This is a genomic window from Pirellulales bacterium, assembly GCA_035939775.1.
In the GTDB taxonomy this organism is placed as follows: Bacteria; Planctomycetota; Planctomycetia; order Pirellulales; family DATAWG01; genus DASZFO01.
Window position 1 is genome coordinate 1 of the sequence record DASZFO010000318.1, and the last position, 22,100, is coordinate 22,100.

A 22,100-nucleotide genomic window follows, 5' to 3' on the forward strand; every position below is an offset into this window, starting at 1 on the left:
GACCTGTAGCAGGTGATTCTGCACCATGTCGCGGAGCGCGCCGACGCCCTCGTAATAACCGACGCGCGAGCCGACGCCCTCCTCCTCGGCCACGGTGATCTGCACGTGGTCGATGTAGTTGCGGTTCCAAATCGGCTCGAAGATCGTATTGGCAAACCGAAGCACAAGCACGTTCTGCACGGTTCCCTTGCCGAGATAGTGGTCGATGCGATAGACCTGCCGCTCGGAGAAGACCTTGTGCACGGCCGCGTTGAGACGTTGGGCGGTGGCCAGGTCGGTGCCGAACGGCTTTTCGATGACGATTCGCCGCGTGCCGCGCGATTCGTCGGCCAGCCCGGTCGCGCCGAGCTGCTCGGCGGCCGGTTCGTAGAATTGCGGCGCCGTGGCCAGATAGTAGACTCGCGTGCTCTCGGCCCCTTGTTCCAATTCGTCGAGCAGCTTCTTCAGTCCGACGAAGTCATCGCGATGGCCAATGTCGCCCGCGTGATAGAAGATCGACTGGGCGAACTGCTGCCAACTTCCCGCGTCGAATTCCGAGCCGGCGAATTCCTTAGTTGAATCGGTGAGCTTTGCCCGCCACTGGTCGTGCGAAAATGACGAGCGGGCAAAGCCGACGATTCGCGTCCCCTCCGGCAGCCGCTTCTTGCGGAACAAGCCGTACAGGGCGGGGATCAGCTTGCGGCTGGTCAAGTCGCCGGAGGCGCCGAAGATAACGAGCGTGTGCGACATGATTTCATAGCCTCATCGCGGTGAAACCGCCGTCAACATAATATGCCGCGCCGGTGATGAAGCTCCCCGCCGCGCGGGACACGAGCAACAAAGCCGCGCCGATCAGCTCTTCCGGCGCCCCGAATCGGGCCAGCGGAGTTTGGGCGATGATCTTTGCCGTTCGCTCGACGTCAAGAATCTTGCGATTCTGTTCGGCCGGAAAAAAACCGGGGCACAGCGCGTTTACGCGGATATTGTGCGGCGCCAGCTCCCGGGCAATATTCTCCGTCAGATTGACCACTGCCGCTTTTGACGCCGAATAGGCGAACACCCGCGACAGCGGCAGATGGGCCGTGACGCTGCCGATATTCAAAATCGCCCCGCCGTTGCCGGCCGCGATCATCTGGCGAGCGAAGATCTGGCAGGCCAGATGCGTGCTCGTGAGGTTCGTCTGGAGGACCCGGTTCCAGTCGTCGTCGCTAACCTCAAGATAGACCGAAGCCGAATTGACGCCGGCGCAATTGACCAGGATATCAACGCGCCCGCGTAGGGCGAGGGTCGCTGCGAGCAAAGCCTCGATCGACTGGCGGCTGGTGACATCGCAGGCGACAAACCTGGCCTCGCTGCCGAGTTCTTCAATCGCCCGAACCCGCGCCTCACCCCGCTCCGCTCCGCGCCCCGCGACAACGACAAACGCCCCAGCCTGCGCCAGCCCATCGCAAAGCGCACCACCAAGCACCCCGGTGCCGCCGATCACCACGGCGACCTGGCCCTTAAGACCGAACAGTTTTTCGACGTAGCCTCCCGCCATGCCTAAATCCGTTGGCCTCATTTGGGAATGATGAGCGTGCGGCGCAGCCGCAGCCAGTCGCTGTGGAACGTGCCCGGTTTGTCGGTGCGTTGATAGGTGTGCGCGCCGAAGTAGTCGCGCTGCGCTTGGAGCAAGTTTGCGGGCAGCCGTTCGCAGCGGATGCTGTCGTAATACGAGAGGGCCGTGGTGAATGCGGGGATCGGTATGCCCGTCGCTGCGGCTGTGCCGATGACATGCCGCCACGATGCCTGGGCCTCGTCGATCGCGGCGGAGAAATAGGGAGCGAGCAACAAGTTCTCGAGATTGTGGTCCGCGTCGAATGCGTCTTTGATCCGCTCGAGGAACCGGGCGCGGATGATGCACCCGCCGCGCCAGAGCATCGCAATGCTGCCGTAGTCCAGCGGCCAATCATGTTCTTTCGCGGCCGCGGCAAGCTGCACGAAGCCTTGGGCATAGCTGCAAATCTTCGAGGCATAGAGCGCATGCCGCACGGCGTCGATGAACGCTTGGGGCTTTCCACGATAGGGCTGTGGCGGCGGGCCTTTGAGCACGCGGCTCGCGCGAATCCGCTCTTCCTTGAGCGCCGAGAGACAGCGAGCGTACACCGCTTCGGTCACCAGCGTGCTCGGCACGCCGAGGTCGAGCGCCAACTGGCTCATCCATTTGCCGGTCCCCTTCGCGCCGGCCGCATCGAGGACCATGTCGACCAGATAGTTCTTGGTCTCCTCGTCCTTGACACTGAAAATATCGCGAGTGATTTCGATCAAGTAGCTATCCAGCTCGCCGCGATTCCAGGTGGCGAACACATCGTACAATTCGTCGTTCGAGAGGCCGAGCACCGTCTTGAGCAGGAAATACGCTTCGCAGATCAACTGCATGTCGCCGTATTCGATGCCGTTGTGCACCATCTTCACGTAGTGCCCCGCCCCGCGCGGGCCGACCCATTCGCAGCAAGGGATGTCTTGGCCGGGGCCGACCTTGGCGGCAATCGCCTGAAAGATGGGCTTGATCAGCGGCCAGGCCGCCGGGCTTCCGCCGGGCATCAAGCTCGGGCCCAACAGCGCCCCTTCTTCGCCGCCGGACACTCCGCAGCCGACGTAGAGCAGCGCCTTCGATTCGACATATTTGGTTCGCCGCTCCGTGTCGGAATAAAGCGTGTTGCCGCCGTCGATGATCACATCGCCCTGGGCAAGCAGCGGCAGCATTTGCTCAATGAGCGAGTCGACGGCCGGGCCGGCCTTGACCATCATCATCAGTTTTCGCGGTTTCGCCACGCCGGCGATCAACCCTTCGAGCGAATGGCAGCCGACGAAGTTCTTTCCCTGCGCGCGGCCCGCGATCAATTGATCGACGACGCTCGTCGTGCGATTGAAAACGGCGATGCGGAACCCGCGGCTCTCGATATTGAGCGCCAGGTTTTCTCCCATCACGGCTAGGCCGATCAGTCCGATGTCGCAAAGTTGAGCCATGCAGATTTCGCTCCTAAAGATTGCAGGCGCGCTCTCGAATACCTTTACCACGAAGGTCACAAAGGACACGAAGAGAGGATTGTATCACAAGCTGATACGGAAGCGATGAATGACAAAACCAGAATCAGCAGAAATCGGCCGATCGCGCTGAACATCCACCCTCATTTTCCTTGGTGCTCTTTGTGTCCTTCGTGGTAATCAGTCTTCCACGACCGGCCAGGGTGGCCGCTCGGGGAGGCAACGGTCGAATTCGTCGAGCAATTGTCGTTGGTAGTCGCCGGCGAAACTCCGCGACAGGAATCGATCGATCCCTTCGTCGCGGAATCGTCGCCAGCTTGCTTCTTCCGCACCCGGATTGATCGGAAAGAACAGCGCGCTGTTCGCCACCGCAGCGCTATAATCGCCCGGGGCATCACCCACCATGAGTGCATGATTTGCCGGATACTTGCGGGCGACCGCGAGCGATTCCTTCTTGGCGCCGATTTCCTGGCCGCAGATCGCGCGAACGTAGCGCAGCAAGTCATGCTCCTCCCATTCGCGGGTCAACGCTTCATTCGGCGTGGCCGAGATCACGATCAGATCGGCGCGCGGCGCGAGCTTTTCCAGGCTCTCGCGAAGGAACGGAAATGGCGGCACGCCGCGGACGATCCGGGCGACCGCCTCGTTGACCGCGACCGACCATTCGAGCGCCTGCTTTAGATGCGGATCGCCCGTCGCCGCCACGGCCGCCTTGAGCGCCGGATTCGCCAGTTTCGTCTCCGTCTCGATCCAGCGCACCAGACCAGCGGGGACCGTAATCTCGACGCCGCGACCGCGAACCTCCGGGCGTTTGCGGAGCCACTCAAGCGTTTCGATCAGGGCCGGAAAGCGATTGATCCCTCGGCTCTTCGAATACAGATTGACGAATTCCGCCGCCTCGCGGGCATATTTGCTGATCCCCTGCAACTCGTAGCTATTGATGATGTTCGGGATGAAGCACTCCTTGTGCTTCACCTCCATCGTGTCGAACGCGCAGCCATCGGAATCGATGCCGACAAGAAAATCGTGTTGCGGATCGAGGTCGAACATGAATCGGAGGTCGGCGGTCGGAAGTCAGATGTCGGAAGTCGGAGCCCGGAGATCGAACGGTAGCCGGTTCGCTTGCGAACCGAAGTCAGCGGCGGTCCTCCAACCTCACACGTTCCGCTCGCGGTCGGCTTGCGGAATATATTTTTGCAGTTTTTGGTCCGCGTAGATAGGTGACAGACGAGCAAGACGTTGACGGCCGCCGACCAGGGGCAGGCTGACCATGTCTTCACCCACGAGCGGTTGGGCATAGTGCACGAATTCGTCCGTCACATCGTAACCGTTTGCTGCAATCCAGGCCGCCGGAAAACTCCGCTCGCTTGCCGCAACTTGCGCGAGCGGCACTTTGTCGTACCGCGCGCGATAGATCGGTCCCGGATCGCGGAGGATCGTCGCCATGAACCCGCTTTTGCCACGGGCCGCTAAGAGCGCCGCCATCTGGCCGCTCCGGTAGGCCTCCTCCAGATCGACGGTCGAAGCCAGCGCCATCGCGTGGCGCTGATCGGTGCCGGACACATTACCCCGAGCGGCCCCTTTGCAGGCCAGGCCGACGTGATTCAGATAGTTTACGACGATCTGGCAGACGGTCGTCTGGCTGGAGCTGAACGCCACGTGCCCGAAAGAATCGCGGGCCTCCCCGAGACTGCCAACATCGAACCCTTCGCTTACTACGACCAGGCAGCGGCCGGAGCGGCGCAGCTCGTCGTTCACTCGATCGGCGAACTGCTCGAGCGAACAGGGACTTTCGGCCAGGTAAATCTGCAGCGGCATCTCGCGGTCAGGATCGGCTAGCCGCGCCGCGGCGGGGATGAAGCCGATCCGCCGCCCCATCGCTTGCATCACGAGCACCGGATCGGCGGGCGAGGAGCCGGCGTTCTCCTCGTTGGCGTTCTGGACCATGTGCATCCAGTATTTGGCGACCGAACCGTAGCCGGGCGTGTGATCGATCAGCTTGAATTCGCTGTCTCCCACGTCGTTGTCGATCGTCTTCGGTACGCCGATGCCGACCAGATCCAGTCCTCGATCGTGGGCCAGCGCGACCACTTTGTTGGCCGTGTCCATCGAATCGTTGCCGCCGATATAGAGAAAATAGCCGACGTCGTGGGTCTTGAAGACCTCGATGACCCGCTCGAAATCCTTTGCCTGCGATGGCTTGAGCTTGTAGCGGCAAGTGCCGATCGATCCGGCCGCTGGCGTGAATCGCAAGAGCGCGATTTCCTCGGCCGGTTGAGCGGTGAGATCGAGCAACTCTTCTTTCAGCACCCCTTCGATCCCGTGCCGCGCGCCGTAAACCGTGCCGATCTCGCTCAGCTCGCGCGCCGTTTCGACGATGCCGCGAAGACTATTGTTGATCACCGGGCTCGGCCCGCCGCTCTGCGCGACGACCATGTTGCGAGGGCGAGGCATGGAACGAGGATTCCGGGGTAAACGAAGGGCGACCGACAAAGAGTGCCTTACATATCCGGCGGGGACTGTCCCCTTCTCCCAGCCGGATTCGTAAGACGCTCAAAGTACAAAGTAACGACAATTTCCGCCGCCCACAAGGACGATCTAACGTGGCGGGCGCACGGTATGAATTACGATCACCGCGTCGTCGCCGAAGATGCACACACGTTCGGTGCGCAGGCGTCGGAAGGAGTAGTCGATGCCGCGCCGGGCTTCGACAAGTCGTGTCCCGAGAAAGAATTGGCAACTAGCTTCCCGAAAGGGAATTTGCCGCATTGCTAAACGTCGTGCTCGCGTTCGAGCCGACGCGCTTGATGGCGACAAGGCAGACCATCACGATCATCGTGAGCAGAATGGCGTATTCGACGGCGGTCGGGCCATCCTCCCTGCGAAGCAAGTCTCGAATGAATTGCCATCCGCACCGCATGTTCGCATCCCTTGACGTGCTGAATTGGGCTGCAATCCGTCCACGTAAGCCTAGCTCACGACAGCCGGTTGGCAAGAAAACTCGCCCCGAGCGGTTGCGAAAACGCCTTGTAATTTCCAGCCAATCCAAGTGGACAGGGCCGGGATTGAACCGGCGACACACGGATTTTCAGTCCGTTGCTCTACCAACTGAGCTACCTGTCCGCCACGCGGCCCTTAGATCGCCTGACCAATCCGACTGGAAAAAGGAGACAGTCCCCGCCGGGTTTATCGGGCGATCTCAAGCGGTGCGAAGCAACCAATTGTGCTGCAAACGGTTGAACGTTTCAAGGGCCGAGCGGCGGCCAGAAAACGGCGGTTGCCGATTTCGGATGCCGGACTGCGCTTTGCTTGGAGACGCGGAAGCGCGAACTTTCCGACAAACAATCGGGGCCGCGATCCTGGCCACCCTCTGGCCAATGGATCGGCATGCGGGATGCTCGGCGAAACTTAGTTCCAAGCTGAATTCAATTCATGGACCTGAAGCAACTTGATCCGCGCCGCGCCTCCCCGCGCATAGACCTCGACCGACTTGGAATCCGCGGCGGGTACTACGCCAATCGGCATGTAAACCAGTCCGTCATTCGCATAAACCTCGAGCGACGAGTGATCGACGAGAATCCGCAGCCGGATGCGGCCCTCCTGCGGCGAAAGCGCGGCGGCGCTTTTGACTGCCGTCAGCTCTTTCTTTCCAACGTCGTAACGCACTGCGATGCCGCGGACCACGAGTCCCAGTTCCTGGGCGCTGCCGATCTCCAAGTCGGCGCGGATGTCGAGCAACTCCCCGCGAATATCCACGATTGTTGGTTGGGCGGGGGCCAACGGCTCGTCGCGGCGAGTCAAGCTGCTTGTATAGAGGCGTTCGATCTCCTTGACCGGCTCGGCGAACATGCGAACACCCTCGTCCGTGTCGCGGAGCTTCAATTCGTTCGGAAAGAGCATCATCTGGTTGAAGGGCATGCCGGGCATCGCGACTCGACCCCAAGCAATTTGGATCCTACGGCCATCGTTGGTGGGAATGTCGTTGAATGTCTGCGAAGCATAGAAGCTGTTGCCACGGTTGAAACGGTGTTTGCCCGATTCGACTTCAAACCGCTTCCCGTCGAACCGGCCGATTGAATAATCGCCGTCTCCAGCATAAATGACCCATTTCAGTTGATTCGGCTTACCGGTCACCGGAAGTTCGAACAGCTCGGGGCACTCGAAGAAGCCCTCAATCCGGCTCTGGTAGGTCCAGTGCTTCAGATCCACCGAGGTGTGGAAGGCAATGAAACGCTTGCCGTCCGACTCGTCGTAAACCGCCATCACCCAGGTCTGTCCTGGCGCGTACCAGATCAACTTCGGGTCCCGGCCGTTATGGCGCACGACCGGGTTCTCGGCGTAGTCGGTAAACGTCCTCCCGCGATCGTTGCTGAAGGCGATGCACTCGCCGCGGCCGGTGCTGGTATAAGCGGCAACGATCACGTCGTCGGCACCCGATTTGAAGCCGGCGGTGTTCTCCTTGTCCACCACCGCGCTCCCCGAGAAGCACCAATCGCCGAATGCATGGGGATAGAGCGCGATCGGGAGTTGCTTCCAATGGACGAGATCGGAGCTGACCGCGTGGCCCCAGTGTATGTTGCCCCAATCCCAGCCATAGGGATTGTGCTGAAAGAAGAGATGATACTCGCCGCGATAATACACCAGGCCGATCGGATCGTTGTTCCAGCCACGGAGCGGGGAAAAATGGAACTGCGGGCGGAGTTTTTCGTTGTAGGCCGTGGCGGGATCAGCCGGTTGATCGTCCTGGCGGACGGCGTTTAGCTCTGAATCGGCGGCGGGTTGGAGTTGGAGCGTCGCTTTCTTTCCGCGAATATCGGCCAGATCGAGAAACGCCCAGAAATCCGGATTCGCCGCGGACAATTCAATCTCGAACTCGCGATAGACCTTACCCTCCAGCAGAACGGTCATCCGTCGCCGCGGCGCGCCGCGCTTCACCGGCAAGAGCAGATAGCGCTTCTCGATCGTCAGCTCGCGGGTGGCGCCGTCAGGCTCGGCGGCCGAAATCATCGTGGATTCCAACGCCGCCAGCACGAGGACGAAGCCGGCGATTGCGGACAACGCAGTTCGGAAGCCGAGAGTCCGTTTCATGGAGTTTTCGGACTTTCCGCCGACTCGGGCGGGCGTGGCGGTTTGGAATCGACTTCCATTCGAGAGCCGTTTTGCAGCTTGGCGATTTCGGCGGCCTCGGCGGAGACGGCCGGCTTGCCGACGTGGATGCCGACATCGAGGCGGAAGTCGCGGGTGTCGCCTGCCGCCAGCTTTGGAACGCGCCCCGCGATTCGCTCGATTCGGCGGTTGTAGGGGAAGCCGGTCCCTGGTTCAAGCCCCGTGACGTAGCCATCTTCGGTGGCAGCCGTGTTCTTCCAGACGGTCAGATACGGGAGCTGGTCGGTCTTCCAGCGAATCGTTACCGCCCGATCGGCCGCGTTATTCTCCAGCATCACTAGTCCTCGACCGTCTGCCATCGCGATCGGAACAAAGCAATAGACTTGCTCAATGAACCCCTTTGTCGGCCCGTCGTAGGCGTCCCAGTTCGACAGTCCCTCGGCCGCATGGTCGTTGAACGGGGCAATTCGTCGGGCGGCCGTCAATACTCGCGAACCTTTTCCCAATAACGGCGGACCGAAGTTGCAGTGGTAAATGACCTGATACTCCTGCTCGAACGCCCCGTGATTCGTCACATGGTCTTCGATGCGGAAGGTATCGGCGCCCGGTTCGGTCGAGATCTCGGTTGCCAATTCCAGCTTCGGCCCGTAGAAGGCCTGTTCGTACACGGTCCCTTTGACACGAATTCGATGCGGCGCATCGCGATCGACAACCACCGAGACCTCCGACGCCGGGATGTTGCCGATTTTGCCGTGCAACGTAAGGTCCATCGTCGCCTTCTCACCGACGTTGTTGACGAATTCATCCTTGCCGGGGTGTCCGGCAAATTCCAATCCGCAGCGGACCATCCATTCGTTGAATCCTTCAAGCCAGCCGAGTCCATCGCGACTTTCTAGCCGCATGAACTGTGGATGCACGACTTGCTTGACGGGCGAATTCCAACCCAGCCGCACATCGCCGCTCTTGACTTCAAGCACGCTCATCCCACGGGTGGGAATAATCGTGATTTGCAGCTTGCCGTTGTCCAGTACGATTAACTCGCACCCTTCTTGTTTGCCGCCATGAAGCTGGAAGCGCTTGACGGACCACGGCATGGCGGATTCATACCTCGCATCGCGGCTCGTCATCTGCCAATTCGGCTGCGAATCGCCCGCCTTGATGGTCGTTAAGACATGCTCGCCACGATTCAGCGAATCTGTATCGCTCGGCCCGAAGCCGCCAGCGCTCATCGCCCCCAGCAAGCAGATGATCGTTTTACGCACGGAAGGTTCTCCAGAAGTGTGATCTTTATGTCGGCAGGCCGTATTTCAGCTACGATCTTCTCGTTGTCCAATTCGAGCCGTCGTTGTTCGAGCCAAGTGACTTCCCTGTCGCAATTGCAAACTGGTATTTGCCAATTCGGTTGAGCCTGGAAGAAACCCCGCTTCGAACGGTCGCCATTTTAACATCGCGTCCGACTCTCGCATGTACCGCATATTGGATTTGGAAGTGTCTCGAGATCGTGGTGGTCGGCGGCTAAGCGATCTTGCCTGCTCAATCGTTCGATAACGGTGCCGATCCAATTTGTTCGCCTTGTCAAGCTCTGACTGTCGCTCACGCCAGAATCGCGCGACCCCTGCGCTGAGCGAACAGGCCAGCGCCACAAGGGCGACTGCGATCAGCAACGTCCGCAGGCTGAATTGGAAGCAGCGGCGTTTGCGCTTAGGCGGATCAGCATTTGGCGGCTCGACATGCATGGCCGCATTATCCCCGACCGCGGGCAGCCGGAGCAAGCGACTCAGGAAGTCGGGCATAGCAGTTCCATTGACAATGGCTGTCGGTCACTGCACCGGCGTGGTTTGGGCCGCTCATTAGTCCGCGCGCTGCAAGACACTTAACGGTCAATTGGGCGCCGGTTACCGTTCTGTCTCCTGTCGCGACGAAACTTCTAGGCGTGAACCCACGATCGCCGAGCCAATTCATTTTTTCTCACGGCATCGCGGCCAGGACGGCCAGCGCATCGGCACGGACTGGTGCAAAAAGCAATGGCCTATCGCAACGTGACTCCACAGAATTCACCGCACCTGAGAACACCTGAAGGCGCCACGGACCGTTACGAGACAGCAAAACGCTCGCCGAGGTCGACAAACCGCGGACTGGCCGCGGCGTTGTCAACATCGCCGCGTTCAGAAGCACATTGCCCAACGTGTCGATGACGATGACAGTGGCCGCCTGGTGAGTCGCCGTAAACACCATGTGTCCCCCGGCGCCAACCGGCGGCACGAGCCATCCCTGCGTGCAGCCCCAGGACGCGATCGAGCGAGCGGGGATCAGCGCCGCTTCCTGCCAGTGTGACTTCCCGTCGGCCCGAATGCTGAGCGGAGCGAGCATCGCGCATGGTCCGCCACCCCAGATAACTTTATACACACCGGTCTCGCGGTCCGCGGGGATCGTATGTGCGCGACGATACCCTGCGAACCTCGGACGGCAGTAGGGGACATTGCCCTCTCCAGCGACGCCATGATCGTAAAAGTCGATCCGATGCCGGCCGGGCTGGGCAGGAGTCGTCAGCGTGATTTGCTTCGGCGAATCGACTGACGCCACGGTGTAGTTAGCGGCTCTCGCATATGCGTCATCCACGCACAACGCGGTCGCTCGATAGACCCAGGGCGAATCGAATTTCGGCCCAGAAATCCAAGACAGGATGGTCCCGTCACCCATTGCGGCGGCGATCGTCGTGTAGGGACTGATTGGCCGACCGCGCGGGCTAAAGATTTGCAGCACGCCGCCGGAATCCTGCTCTCGACCGTCGTTGTCGAAATTGATGGTCCAAGCTTCGTCGGTCGTCTTGAGAATGTAGACGACGACCCGGCGCGGATCATTGAATCCGTAGCTGCTATCCACCACCGGGTAGCAACCGTATATCAAGTTTGGCGGCGATTTCACGCCGAGCGTCCGCAGGCTGTGGAGAAGATAAGGCCAGATCAACGTTCGCAGTCCCTCGCCCGATTGGCCGGCTAGCGCTCCAAAACCGTCGTAGGCTGAATCGGGCGCTGCGACGGTGGCGTAGCGCAGTTGATCGTAAAAGGGCAAATGCCTTGTGGCATATGAGGGATCTCCCGTGATCTCCTGGCAGGCCAGATGCCAGTGCGCCGCCGTGGTAGCCCCAGGGCACAATCCCTGGCGGTGCTCGGCGCCCAACCCGTCTTCACGGCCCGAATTGAAAACCGACGTGTTGGCCACAAGGTAGACGGACATCGCTGGATCGCGAGTGAACCGCCAATAGTCGCTCATCCAAGTCGGATGCCAAGTCGCCGTCGACTGCTTGGCGATCGGTATCTCCATCAGATTTGCAGCCAGCGCCCGCATCGCCGGAAGCATTCGCAAGTCCCATTCTTGTTGAAAGAGATGCACGAGGCGAACCAGATCGCAGTGCGCATCGCGCTCGCGGCCGGCCAACTCGCAATAGAGTACGTTCCAGAAATACTTCAGCCACAGTTGATAGTTGTCCAGTGCGTAGCGATCGTCGGCGACCATGTAGCCGAGCAGAATCCCTTCCAGATCGACATGATGCCCGTTCGGCTCCGTTGGTCCCGCCCAGTGATAAATGCCCTTGTGGTAGAAGCCGGCGTATCCCGCGTAGCGGATTGCATCCACGCTGACGGCATGATCGAGCACGCGTCGGCCCAACGCCAGCAGGTCGGAATCGCCGCTTCGCAAATACAGCGTGAAGATCGTCATCAGCGAATAGTAGTGATTCGAGTAGCACGTGCGGTATTCGCTCGGCCTGTCCTCCGGCAGCACCCAATTGTGATGCGTGTCGCCGTAGTTGAACTTGCCGGTAAAGTTGGACAGCCGACCGAGATTGTAGAAGCCGACCACCGCTCTCTTAACCGCCGCCTCAATCTCCGGAAAGTCGGTGCCTTTTGCGGCAATCGGCCCGCTCGGCATCGGCTGAACAGCCTCGAGCCAAGTCGCGGGCGGCGTGGCCAATGGGTTTTGTAGGAAGAGCGCATTCCAGTTTGCCTGATTGTCGGCTGCCGGCATGATGGCGAACTCGGTTGTGAACGAAAGATAAGGAACTTTCGCGGCCAGCATCTGCGCGGTCGCGTTCCAACCAGGATCGGTTTCGTTTCTGTACTTGGCGTTGAACTGGTCCGCGTAGGCCTGTGGCCACTTTAGGGCCAGCAGATGTCCAGAATGGAAACACAGGCCGCGATGGAAATTCTGTGGCGAGAGCTGCTCGGCTTGCGAGTAGGTATTGTCTCGGCCATGCAATGGCCACGAATGGAGCACAATGCGGTCGCGGCCCCATTCGACTTCTTGCGGAAAGCGTTGCCAAAACTCTTTGACGAACAAGGTCATCGCGCGAGTTTCCGGCAGCACAAGGCTGAACCAGCCGTCGCACTTCCGCCCGGATACGCTGCCCGTGACAACGTCGTCGCGCTCTTGATGAGCAAAGACGGAGGCGGTGGCAGAAAGCGGGCCGCCAGCCGATTTGCCGTCTAGCCCAAGCGAGTATTGCGATGCTCCGGCAAATGGAATGTCGAACGCAAGGTCGGCGATCCGCGGCGCCTCCACGGCATTCCCATTCCACTGGAACGAATGTTGAAACCTGATCGCCGGCGAGTCCGCGGCGATGCGGATTCGCGTCGTAAACTGCCAAGGGCCGGCAGCTCCGGCGGCGTCACGAAATGTCCCCGTGATCTTGACGACCGCCAGTGCGGCGCCTCGCGACTCGATAACTACCGATGCATCATGGCCCATCATCCAGCGCTTGCCGTGCTCATCGACAATGCGCTGGGATGCCGGTTCTGCGCCGTTGATGCTAATTCCTCTGAAGGGATGCGCGATCGCGACTCGAGCCTGCGAACAAGTAATTGTGATTCCTGCTGGTGTTTCGTCTATCACGATGTCATTTGCGAGTTGCGGCGCCCCCGTATCTCGCAGACGGTAGAGTCGCGGAATTCCGTTGTCCCACTTGGCCGTGAAGAATGCGTGCAGCCATTTCGGCATTCCGATCCCGTCCCACGTCCCGACCACGGCGATCTGACTCGGGACCAACTCGTCGTTTTCGTAGATGCGCAAATCCGCGACATGGGCTCGAAGCATCTCGCGCGGAACCGGCACGAGAGCGTGTGTGCCGTACGCCGTGACGCCGTTGTTCGGCGGGCGGATTTCCGCAATACGCAGTGGGATTCCAGCATTCGGAAATGGATCAGATTTGTTGTTGGGGTTTCCGCTAGCCGCGAGCTTAGTAAACGAGGCCGTCTGCGCAGCGTTGCCATCCAGTTGGCAACGGATCGTATAGCCGCCCGGCGCAAGCGAAGAGATGTCGAGGATGAAGCCAAGCTTATTGCTGGCGACCGCCAAGGTCAGCGCGGAGTCCGCAACAGTGACGACGAGGTTCCCACCGGCCACCGGACCGGCGAGATTCGCGTAGATGTGTACGTACCGCTCGTCGGAGGCGTACTGAATGCGATCGCAAAGAAGCTGGTTGATACCGGCGATCGAAGCCAGCGCCGGCGAAGAAAGATCGAGCGACTGACTATTCAGAATGGTGACGGGCATCGATATCACTCTGGTTTGTCGGTCGCGGAAATCTTTTTTCGCCGGCCGCTGGACCAACTGTTGACGTGGGAGTTATAGAATTAGGACGAAGGCAAGGAAAAGGAAGCACGCGTTGAGTTGGCGCCGGCATGGGCGGCAATAAAGGTCGCTAATCTCGCGCCGCAGAGCACTTGATTTGAGCAGGAAGGGCGGCAACCAGGCACTGCGGGCACCCGCAGAACAAGTGATGGGCGCCGCAGATCGACTCGATCAAAACCCTGCCACAACGCTTGCAAGTGCCTTGCTCATCCATATGCCCGCCAGGTGCCACTCGGCGTCAGAAGCCGCGACACTATTCTCGCTCACGACCGGCGGCAAAGCGGGCGATCATGCCGCCGATTGTAGCGAGAATCAGTGCCCAAAGACACTGGCCGATAAGGCGGAAGTCTCCCGTCATCCGAGCGTAGTCCGTGCCGCCTGGCGCGTAACCTGTCAATGGGTGAAATCTGTTTTGCAAGAACCAAACGGATTGCGTCGTGACTAGACAACTGAACAATTCCGACGCCAATGGCGTCACCATGAGGGCTAGGTAGCCCCACACACAAATGGAGAATCCGACCCAAAACGGTCGTCCGTATACAGCCTGCACAACGGAGAAGAGCAATAGGAACACCGCAATGCTAACAGTCGCAAACGCCCAGCCATCCGTTGCGAAGCGCATCGCTGCTAATGCGAAGGAAAAGGCGACGACGGCGATAAGCAGCGTCCGCAAGCTGAATTGGAACCAGCGGCGCTTGCGCTTGTGCGGGTCAGCTTTCGGCGGCTCGGTTTGCATGCCCGCATTATCCCGGACCTCGGACAGCCGGTGCAGGGGATACGCGGGGCTAAGAAAGCCGCGATCGTGGCCGCCCTCTGGCCGACGCATCGTTCAAGTCCCACAGTTGACGCGGCCGGACGCGGGCGGTTGGATAGCGGGCGGCGTTGGCACGCGGGGAATGACACGCGTATCGTTATTGATTCTCTGACAGTGATTCCCCGCCGGCGCGCGTGGCCAATGCTTCCCATAGCGACTGATTGACCAAATCCGACACCCAGGTCACGCTCCCGTCGCCCATCAATATGTTACATCCGGCCGGATGATCGGAATGGGTATTATCCACGTCCCCTGACGGATCATTAGGTGGCTTAATCAAGGGAGGGTTTCCATGCGGTTCTGGTCCCGTATGAAAATTGATCTGCGGTGCCGCTACATCACAAATCGCGGCGGAATATCGGGGGGTCGGACACGTCGCGGCACCGGGGACAATTCCCACCCAAGTCGAGTCGCTGTGCGTCGGTGTCTGTTCGGCGGCGAACATCGTATGGCTTACGCCGTCGCGGATGTCTTTGACGCGAATGCGGCTGTTGCGAAAGAACACACCGTCCGCCACGCCGCTCAAATCCGGACGCGGATCGGTCCAGATGTCGTTCCGGCCGGCGCAGAGCACATAATGAGACCGAGAAAACTCCAATGGGAGGCCGTTCCGCTTCAGCGGAATGCCATTGTCATCCTTAATCACGTAAGTGACCGACTGATCGCCCACTGAGGGGCAACGGTAAATCGAAATGATCGTCTCAGCCAAAGTGGCGTTCCTCGCGTCCCACGACGGCAGATTTCGACTGAAACTCTTCAGCTTCGCCGTTTCTTCAATGTAGGGAAGCAACTGAAATAGGCCGGTGAAGCCGGGGCCGGAATCCCCATTGACATTAGTCGGTCCCATTGCGCCGCCGGGCGTTGCAAGATAGGCTGACGGGAATACATGTAGCGCCGATTCGTGGTTGTGCATCGCGAAGCCAATCTGACGGAGATTGCTGCTGCACTGCACCTTGCGCGCGGATTCGCGCGCCGCCTGGATCGCCGGCAACAGGATCGCGATTAAGATGCCGATGATCGTGATGACCACCAGCAACTCCACCAGAGTGAAGCCTCGCCCCTGTCGGAACCGATTTTGACTGAGTCTGCCGGAAGGCGAGCGCACGCTGAATTGATGTTGCATCGCCCCATTATCATCGACCGCGGGCAGCGGGAGCAAGGAAGACGCGGGGCCGCGGGAGCCGCGATCACAGCCGGCCGAGACTCGAATGCGTCACGGCGATCCTGGGCCTATCAACGGCGATTCGCCCCCGACCGGGTCGGGGGGGATAAGGGCCGGCTCGTTGAAAGCGTTGCTTTAGTCCTCGGGGTGTTTCCCGATGCAAGGCGAACGCCCGCTCGAGCGTTCGTGCTAGCAAATCTACTCTACAAATTGGAATTGCTCCGAGAGAGCGGGTTTCTGCAGGACCCCATCGGTACGCTTCCCCAAAATGGCGATTTGCTTTCGATCATGCTGCGCTGTGCGATTCTCGCCCACATCGCACCAAGTGGGCGCGGACATGCAGCGCCCCGGGGACCGAACTACTCCAAAGGTACTTTGCCATGTTGGCCAAATCGGCCGCGGCCGTGCTGTTGTTGAATACGTTCACGCGATTGGCGCCGGAAGAAAGTGCGGAGACATAGCCGGCCAGCCGGCATTCTCGCCGTGAGCGGCGATGATTGCCCAGGTTCGGTCGCCTCAATTCTCGACGCTACCGATTAGGCTGCCTTCAACGTCGCGGGATTCGCGGTCGATCGAGCCAGAAAACCTTTGTCTTGAAGCTAATCCGAATCTATAAAGCGCTCGGAGGAGATTGTAGCAATTCTTTGATCTCGGGCCGCTCCATGTTCTCCGGTGACACTAAGATAACACCGGTATCAATGCGTTTCTCAACCTTTTCGCCCCGCAAATGCTTGACCATTGTCATGATGGCGAGATAGCCCATGAGCACCGGGTTCTGCACCGCCAGACCCTGCACGTCACCACTTCTCATGTCGAGCACCGATTGCGAGCCGGCGTCGAATCCGATCATCTTCACCTTGCCGCCGGCCTTGCCAATGTCGCGGAGCGCCTTGGTCATGGCGATGGTTGAGAGTTCGGTCACGCAGAACACGCCGTTCACTTCGTTGCCGTACCGGTTCAACATGTTCTGCGAAGTCTGGTACGCCGTCTCGACGGTCGCACCAGCGTATTGATCGGTCGAGATCAATTTGATCCCGGGAAACTTGCCCATCGCGTCCAGAAATCCCTTCTCACGCTCCTCCGTGCTGTCCGAGCCGACGGCGTAGCGCAATAGGATGACGTTGCCCTTTCCGTCGAGCAACTTCGCCAAATACCCGCCCGCCAACTGCCCGCCCTTGAAATTATCCGTCGCCACGAAGCTGAGGTGCTTGTCCGACTTCAACCCCGAATCAATCACGACGACGGGAATCCCAGACTGCACGGCGCTGGCGACCGGATTCACCAGGGCCTGCGAATCGAGCGGGGCGACTACGATGCCGCTCACCTTGCGACTGGTGAAATTCTCGACCACCTGGATTTGCTGGTCGCGATCATCTTCGCGGAGCGGCCCTTTCCAGATTACGTCGATCTTGATCCGTTCGGCGGCCAGCTCCTGCTGGGCTTTCAGCGCGCCCGCGTGGACGGATTTCCAGAACTCGTGCGTTGTGCCTTTGGGAACGACGGCGATCGTGTAGGTTGTTTCGTCGGTCTTTTTCCCGCAACCGGCGAGCGCGATGAATGCAAGCGCCAGCCCGAGGTGGATCAGAGATTTCATGTCAGATTGTCAGTGTCGGACTTGGCCGGAGGTGCTAATCACCAGTTCAACGTCGCGGGAAAGTATTCCGCAATCAGATCTTCGTAGAACGGGCGCAGGGCCTTCACGTCCGGCCTGGCATGGCTCTTGGTGTAGAGATCGTAGAGGTTGAATTCTTGCACCCATGGGAGCATGGCGCGGTCGCGCGCATTGGTGAGGTGATTGTATTCACCCTCCCGATGCCACGGATAGAACGAATGGTACCGCAACATGTAGAGCGCTTCGTCCGGTAGATGATCCTTGGTGACATGATAAATGTATTCGTCGTGTCCCCATGAGATTTGGACGTTGTCCAAGCCGCAGCCTTCCTCGTAAACGCCGAGTGGCGTCTGGTACCGGGGATTCTCACTGTCCGGATTCTCAGCGAAGAATTGCGGGAACACGATTCTTTCGGAATGACGGCAGCCGGTCGGGAACGTGTCGCCCACAACAGCCCATTGCGGTTCGCCCCAAAGACAAAGGACCTTGCCGAGATCGTGGACCAAGCCCGCAAGTATGAACCAGCGCGGGTGGCCATCGGCGCGAATGTGCTCGGACGTTTGCAATAGATGCTCCAGTTGCGAGAGATCCGTGTCCGGGTCGCTGTCGTCCACGAGCGTGTTCAGGTATTCCATCGCCTCCCAGACGCTCATCTTGCGCCGGTCCAGGCCGAGGAATTCCTTCCGCTTCGCCTGTGCGAATTCATAGGTCTGGTGACGATGATTCTGACGGTAGAATTCCCGCACAGTCGGCCGCGCGTCGGTTTCGTAATCTCGGAACTGCTCCCGATTCTTGTTCGGGTCGACCGCTTGAAACGGTTTGCAGGGCGCTGAAGCGGGCTCGGGATACCGAATCTTCAGAAAACCTTCCCACTCATCCAAGCTTTGGAGAGGAGAATGACTGCTCGTTTGAGTTTCGCTCTTGATCGTGTTCATAGCATTCTTGCCTTTCATCGCGTTCTCATTTTACACTGACGCGTCGCTTCCACCCCGTTAATTTCGTCGGCCGATTCGAATCATTTCGCAAACTGGCTCTGGCGGAACATGTCGAGTCCCACGGCAACGATGATTACAACGCCGATAACGATTTCCTGCGTGAAATTCTGCCAACCCATTTGGTTTGATCCGTTGCGCAACACCGTCATGATCAACGCCCCGATCATCGAGCCGAGGATGCTCCCCGTGCCGCCGCTCAAACTCGCGCCGCCAATCACTACCGCCGCAATGATGTCCAGTTCCAGGCCGATCGCCACGGTTGGATCGCCCTGCGTGAGCCGCGACAATTGCATCAATCCCGCCAGTCCAAAGAACAATCCAGCAAGCGCATAAATCAGCACCTTTTGGAGAGGCACGTTAATGCCGCAGAGGCGCGCCGTCGCCTCGTTTGAGCCGATCGCAAAAATGTAATGCCCGAAAACGGACTGCCGCATAACCACCGCGACGATGATCGCCAGTCCGATAGCGATCCACACTCCGGGTGGCAGCGGGAACAACTCCGTCGGCGACATCCGCGCCATCAGGTTGTTGAGCGGCGAGTCGAGCGGATTGTTGACGGTTTGATTTCCGGCAAGCCATTTGGCCAAGCCGCGCACCACGCCCATCATCCCGAGCGTGACGATAAACGGCATCATCCGAAAGCCGGCGATGACCAGACCGTTGACCAGTCCTATCGCCCCCCCGGCCAGCACGGTCAACCCAACAGCGGCGACCGTTGAATAGCCCTTCACCAGCAACGTCGCGCCCAGTACGCTCGTCAACGCAACCACCGAGCCGACACTCAAGTCAATTCCGCCGCTGACGATGATCATCGTCATTCCCAGCGCGCCAATGGCAACGATCACGGTCTGGATCAAAATGATTTTTAGATTGCCGCCGGTGAAAAGATAAGGGCGCACCTCGGAACTGAGCGAAAACATGCCGAGCACCAGCAGCAGGCCGATGAATGGCCCAGCGACGTTGATCGCATGAAAGAGATTGACGACCCTGGCTTGGGCGGACTTCTTCATAGGCTTTATGCGATGGAGGCGGCGTCCCGTCCGAGGGCCACGGCGATGATCCCGCGTTTGGTCCATTCGCCGCCGAGGTCGAGGAACGCACGGCGAATCGTAAGTCACTCGAGATTTAGCTGCGCCTGTGTTTCGCGGGTGACATTATACCGACTGGCGCCTCGAAAAGCTGTCGGCGAGGCCGGCCGAAATCGAGCGTCGACCGAGCGTTCTTGCTTTCGGGCATCCAGGACTGCGGCCCCGAATACGGGCTATAAAATCGGCCCGCACATCGCAATCGGGACCTGACCGGTTTCAAAGTCGGCTGACAGACTATCTGCCGCACTTTCATCCGGCAGGTCTCAGTGATTTCTTTGAAGTTGGTGCCCAACGCCTCGGTCCGAGCTACCAACGTGATGAGGCTTTCATCGAAGGCAAAAATAACCGCATGTTCACCGCGAGCGGCCGCTGCCGCAGCGTATTGCACTGCAATGGTCGATTTTCTTGATCCGGCTGGCCCCATGAGCAGCGTGATGCTGCCGCGATCGGGCCCAGCACCCAATAGTGAATCGAGTGCCGTGACACCGCTCTTGATTCGCTCGCGCGTGAACGGGCTCGCTATGCTCGGATGCGATAAGGCGGGGAAATACGAAGAGTCCTCCTCCTCGAATCGCGAAATCATGGTAGCCGCCGCGAAAACTGGATCCACGAAACTTCACGACCCGCAGCCTGCATCGTTCAGCGCCCACGCGATCTGGTCCGCCACGCCAACAGGTCGCAATGCGCGTGCCAACAAACGAATGGGGAGTGGAACAGGCATTCGCGGGTTATCGGACTTGACCGATTGGCGTCGAGTTCAATTGCCTGTAGTGCGGACGACCCATCATGGTCGCCAAACGATCATCGTTCGTCGGGCGGAGATTTCCATTGAGCAATCGGCGGAAGCGCGCCACGGCAAGTGAATCGAACAAAATGCGCCTTCGCCGGATCGCCATCATTGCGGCATTGACATAGTTTGCGGCGGGCCGGGCGAATCAGTTTCCTTCTTTGTAAAGGCAGAGTCGTTGTGCAGCCGTTTATCTTTCCGTCTGGGATCGGCCAATCAGCCGGGCGGATACCGCGTTTTGCTGAAATTTCTGGTCCGCGCTTTGGGCCGAGTGAACTACGGTGACCGCCCCGAAACTCGCGATGCAAAAAAGGATAAGAGGCCCTGGCAGCTTTCGCCGCTTACCGAGTCTTTCCCCTGGATCGTTCCGTCGCGGAACAAAGGGCAAACAAAATCGCCAGGTAGCCGATGGTATGCGCTTTGCATACTCGCTACTTCCGAAGTTCAAAGGCGGCTACTTTCAACCCCAAAGCAGGAAGGTGATCTACGAAATGAAACGAATCATCGTCATCACGCTTTGCGCGGTCGGCGTGCATTCCGAAGAGAGCAAGGAGACTTCGCGCGCCAAGAAAATCTTCCAAGAGGCCGGCGCGGAGGATATCTCATCGTCCGGCGAAGCCGCCGTGGCGAAGAAAGATCGTTGATCTAGCCGTCGATTTATGGCCAAGTTCTTATGGAAATTCGAAAAACGAAGGAGATTATCATGGTCAGCCAACAAACTTTGAAAGGCGATTGGAATGAGGTTGCCGGCAAGCTCCGCTCGAAATGGGGCCAGCTTAATAACGACGAGATGCAGGAGTTCAAGGGAAATGCAACGCAGTTGGTAGGCTATATCCAACGCAAGACCGGCGAGGCGAAGGACAAAATCGAACGGTTCTTAAACAATTTGACGGAAGATGGCGCGGATTCTGTCAGTCGCATGGCTGGGGCTGCGAAGGATTTCGCGTCCCAAGCTGTCCAGTCAGCGAAAGACGGCGCGGAGACGGTCGTCGATCAGGCCCGAGCTGGCTACGCCGCGGCGGAGCGCATCGTCCAAGAGCGGCCGGCCACGTCGATAGCCGCCGCACTCGGTGGCGGCTTTGTTATCGGCATCCTACTCAGCCTTCTGCTCCGGTCCGAACGTTAGGAACGGAAGTCCGTGTCGATCAACGTGCTTTCGATAGATTATCGGAAGCTAAATAGGGGGATCCAATGTCTGCCATTGCGAGCGATCACTCAAAACCCGTTAGGCCAGCCTCCGCTGAGAATGACTCCCCATCCGCCAAGAACGAATGCCATCCGGTGAACGATCTAGTCGAATACTTGATTGCCTATAGCCGCGAAAAGCCGGAAGTAGCCGCCCTCTGGTGTCTGGGCGTTGGCTTCGTGTTGGGGTGGAAGCTGAAGCTTTGGTAAGCCAATTTCGAATTACGTGGACTGAGACCTACCAAAAAAACGCTCAATGAGGAAGGGAGAGCTGACAAGAAGCTCACGCAATTGGCCGAGAAAATCAATGTCGAAGCCGAGCCGGACGATGCCAACGCCAATGGCTCGGGACAGCCGAAGCGGAAGAGGCGGTCAGTTGGCGCCCGGACGTGACAGCGGGACGAGCATATGAGCCGGCCCTCGCAATGTCTTGCTACTGGGCCATGCGGGAGGGATTGGTTCGACGATCGTGAGTATTGCGACCTGAATTCGATTTGATGGCGACCGAACGTTTTTGACAATCAAACACACCGCAGGGGGATTCGAATGATCAGTCTGCCAACGATCTTACTCATCGTTCTAATCCTGATATTGCTCGGCGCTCTGCCGACGTGGCCGCATAGCCGGAATTGGGGCTACTACCCAAGCGGCGGCATTGGGTTGGTTGTGATCATTCTCGTCATCTTGTTGTTGATGGGACGAATCTGAAGCCCCTCC

At 59.2% G+C, this 22,100-nt stretch carries 18 protein-coding genes and 1 tRNA gene; 4 read left to right on the forward strand and 15 right to left on the reverse strand.

The window, feature by feature from the left end:
- The 15 genes from VGY55_20320 to VGY55_20390 all read right to left on the reverse strand — a co-directional run.
- Positions 1 to 729 (reverse strand): glucose-6-phosphate dehydrogenase (locus tag VGY55_20320; protein ID HEV2972332.1); only part of this gene is annotated, 729 nt, incomplete at its 3' end.
- 4 nt (positions 730 to 733) lie between these two features.
- On the reverse strand, positions 734 to 1,519 hold the full coding sequence (locus tag VGY55_20325; GenBank protein HEV2972333.1) for an SDR family oxidoreductase: 786 nt from the start codon (positions 1,517 to 1,519) through the stop codon (positions 734 to 736).
- Between the two features lie 17 nt (positions 1,520 to 1,536).
- Entirely contained in the window at positions 1,537 to 2,988 is a 1,452-nt protein-coding gene (gndA, locus tag VGY55_20330) for an NADP-dependent phosphogluconate dehydrogenase (protein HEV2972334.1), read from the reverse strand.
- A 198-nt stretch (positions 2,989 to 3,186) separates the two neighbouring features.
- Positions 3,187 to 4,056, reverse strand: a complete 870-nt coding sequence (locus VGY55_20335; GenBank protein ID HEV2972335.1) for an HAD family hydrolase — start codon at positions 4,054 to 4,056, stop codon at positions 3,187 to 3,189.
- Positions 4,057 to 4,161: 105 nt separating this feature from the next.
- Positions 4,162 to 5,460, reverse strand: coding sequence for a diphosphate--fructose-6-phosphate 1-phosphotransferase (locus VGY55_20340; protein HEV2972336.1), 1,299 nt, complete (start codon positions 5,458 to 5,460; stop codon positions 4,162 to 4,164).
- A 286-nt stretch (positions 5,461 to 5,746) separates the two neighbouring features.
- Complete coding sequence (locus VGY55_20345; protein HEV2972337.1) at positions 5,747 to 5,926, reverse strand: Flp family type IVb pilin; 180 nt, start codon at positions 5,924 to 5,926, stop codon at positions 5,747 to 5,749.
- A gap of 130 nt (positions 5,927 to 6,056) precedes the next feature.
- Positions 6,057 to 6,129, reverse strand: a tRNA-Phe gene (locus VGY55_20350).
- Positions 6,130 to 6,414: 285 nt separating this feature from the next.
- Positions 6,415 to 8,094, reverse strand: a complete 1,680-nt coding sequence (locus tag VGY55_20355; GenBank protein ID HEV2972338.1) for a glycoside hydrolase family 32 protein — start codon at positions 8,092 to 8,094, stop codon at positions 6,415 to 6,417.
- On the reverse strand, positions 8,091 to 9,374 hold the full coding sequence (locus VGY55_20360) for an aldose 1-epimerase family protein (GenBank protein ID HEV2972339.1): 1,284 nt from the start codon (positions 9,372 to 9,374) through the stop codon (positions 8,091 to 8,093). The genes VGY55_20355 and VGY55_20360 overlap by 4 nt, the downstream gene beginning before the upstream one ends.
- 706 nt (positions 9,375 to 10,080) lie before the next feature.
- Positions 10,081 to 13,662 (reverse strand): hypothetical protein, encoded by a 3,582-nt coding sequence (locus VGY55_20365; protein HEV2972340.1) that lies wholly within the window; start codon positions 13,660 to 13,662, stop codon positions 10,081 to 10,083.
- A 331-nt stretch (positions 13,663 to 13,993) separates the two neighbouring features.
- Complete coding sequence (locus VGY55_20370; protein HEV2972341.1) at positions 13,994 to 14,566, reverse strand: hypothetical protein; 573 nt, start codon at positions 14,564 to 14,566, stop codon at positions 13,994 to 13,996.
- A gap of 85 nt (positions 14,567 to 14,651) precedes the next feature.
- The gene (locus tag VGY55_20375; GenBank protein ID HEV2972342.1) at positions 14,652 to 15,677 is read right to left on the reverse strand and encodes a DUF1559 domain-containing protein; all 1,026 of its coding nucleotides are present in this window, start codon (positions 15,675 to 15,677) and stop codon (positions 14,652 to 14,654) included.
- 649 nt (positions 15,678 to 16,326) lie between these two features.
- The gene (locus VGY55_20380) at positions 16,327 to 17,310 is read right to left on the reverse strand and encodes a substrate-binding domain-containing protein (protein ID HEV2972343.1); all 984 of its coding nucleotides are present in this window, start codon (positions 17,308 to 17,310) and stop codon (positions 16,327 to 16,329) included.
- A gap of 38 nt (positions 17,311 to 17,348) precedes the next feature.
- The gene (locus VGY55_20385; GenBank protein HEV2972344.1) at positions 17,349 to 18,281 is read right to left on the reverse strand and encodes an inositol oxygenase family protein; all 933 of its coding nucleotides are present in this window, start codon (positions 18,279 to 18,281) and stop codon (positions 17,349 to 17,351) included.
- Between the two features lie 62 nt (positions 18,282 to 18,343).
- Positions 18,344 to 19,333, reverse strand: a complete 990-nt coding sequence (locus VGY55_20390) for an ABC transporter permease (protein ID HEV2972345.1) — start codon at positions 19,331 to 19,333, stop codon at positions 18,344 to 18,346.
- Between the two features lie 1,146 nt (positions 19,334 to 20,479).
- On the opposite strand from VGY55_20390, the gene VGY55_20395 reads away from it, so the two are divergent.
- The 4 genes from VGY55_20395 to VGY55_20410 all read left to right on the forward strand — a co-directional run bounded on the left by VGY55_20395 (position 20,480) and on the right by VGY55_20410 (position 22,091).
- The gene (locus VGY55_20395; protein ID HEV2972346.1) at positions 20,480 to 20,842 is read left to right on the forward strand and encodes a hypothetical protein; all 363 of its coding nucleotides are present in this window, start codon (positions 20,480 to 20,482) and stop codon (positions 20,840 to 20,842) included.
- A 59-nt stretch (positions 20,843 to 20,901) separates the two neighbouring features.
- Positions 20,902 to 21,324, forward strand: a complete 423-nt coding sequence (locus VGY55_20400) for a CsbD family protein (protein HEV2972347.1) — start codon at positions 20,902 to 20,904, stop codon at positions 21,322 to 21,324.
- A 65-nt stretch (positions 21,325 to 21,389) separates the two neighbouring features.
- Complete coding sequence (locus tag VGY55_20405) at positions 21,390 to 21,593, forward strand: hypothetical protein (GenBank protein ID HEV2972348.1); 204 nt, start codon at positions 21,390 to 21,392, stop codon at positions 21,591 to 21,593.
- 336 nt (positions 21,594 to 21,929) lie between these two features.
- Positions 21,930 to 22,091 (forward strand): DUF3309 family protein, encoded by a 162-nt coding sequence (locus tag VGY55_20410; protein HEV2972349.1) that lies wholly within the window; start codon positions 21,930 to 21,932, stop codon positions 22,089 to 22,091.
- Positions 22,092 to 22,100: the final 9 nt, after the last annotated feature.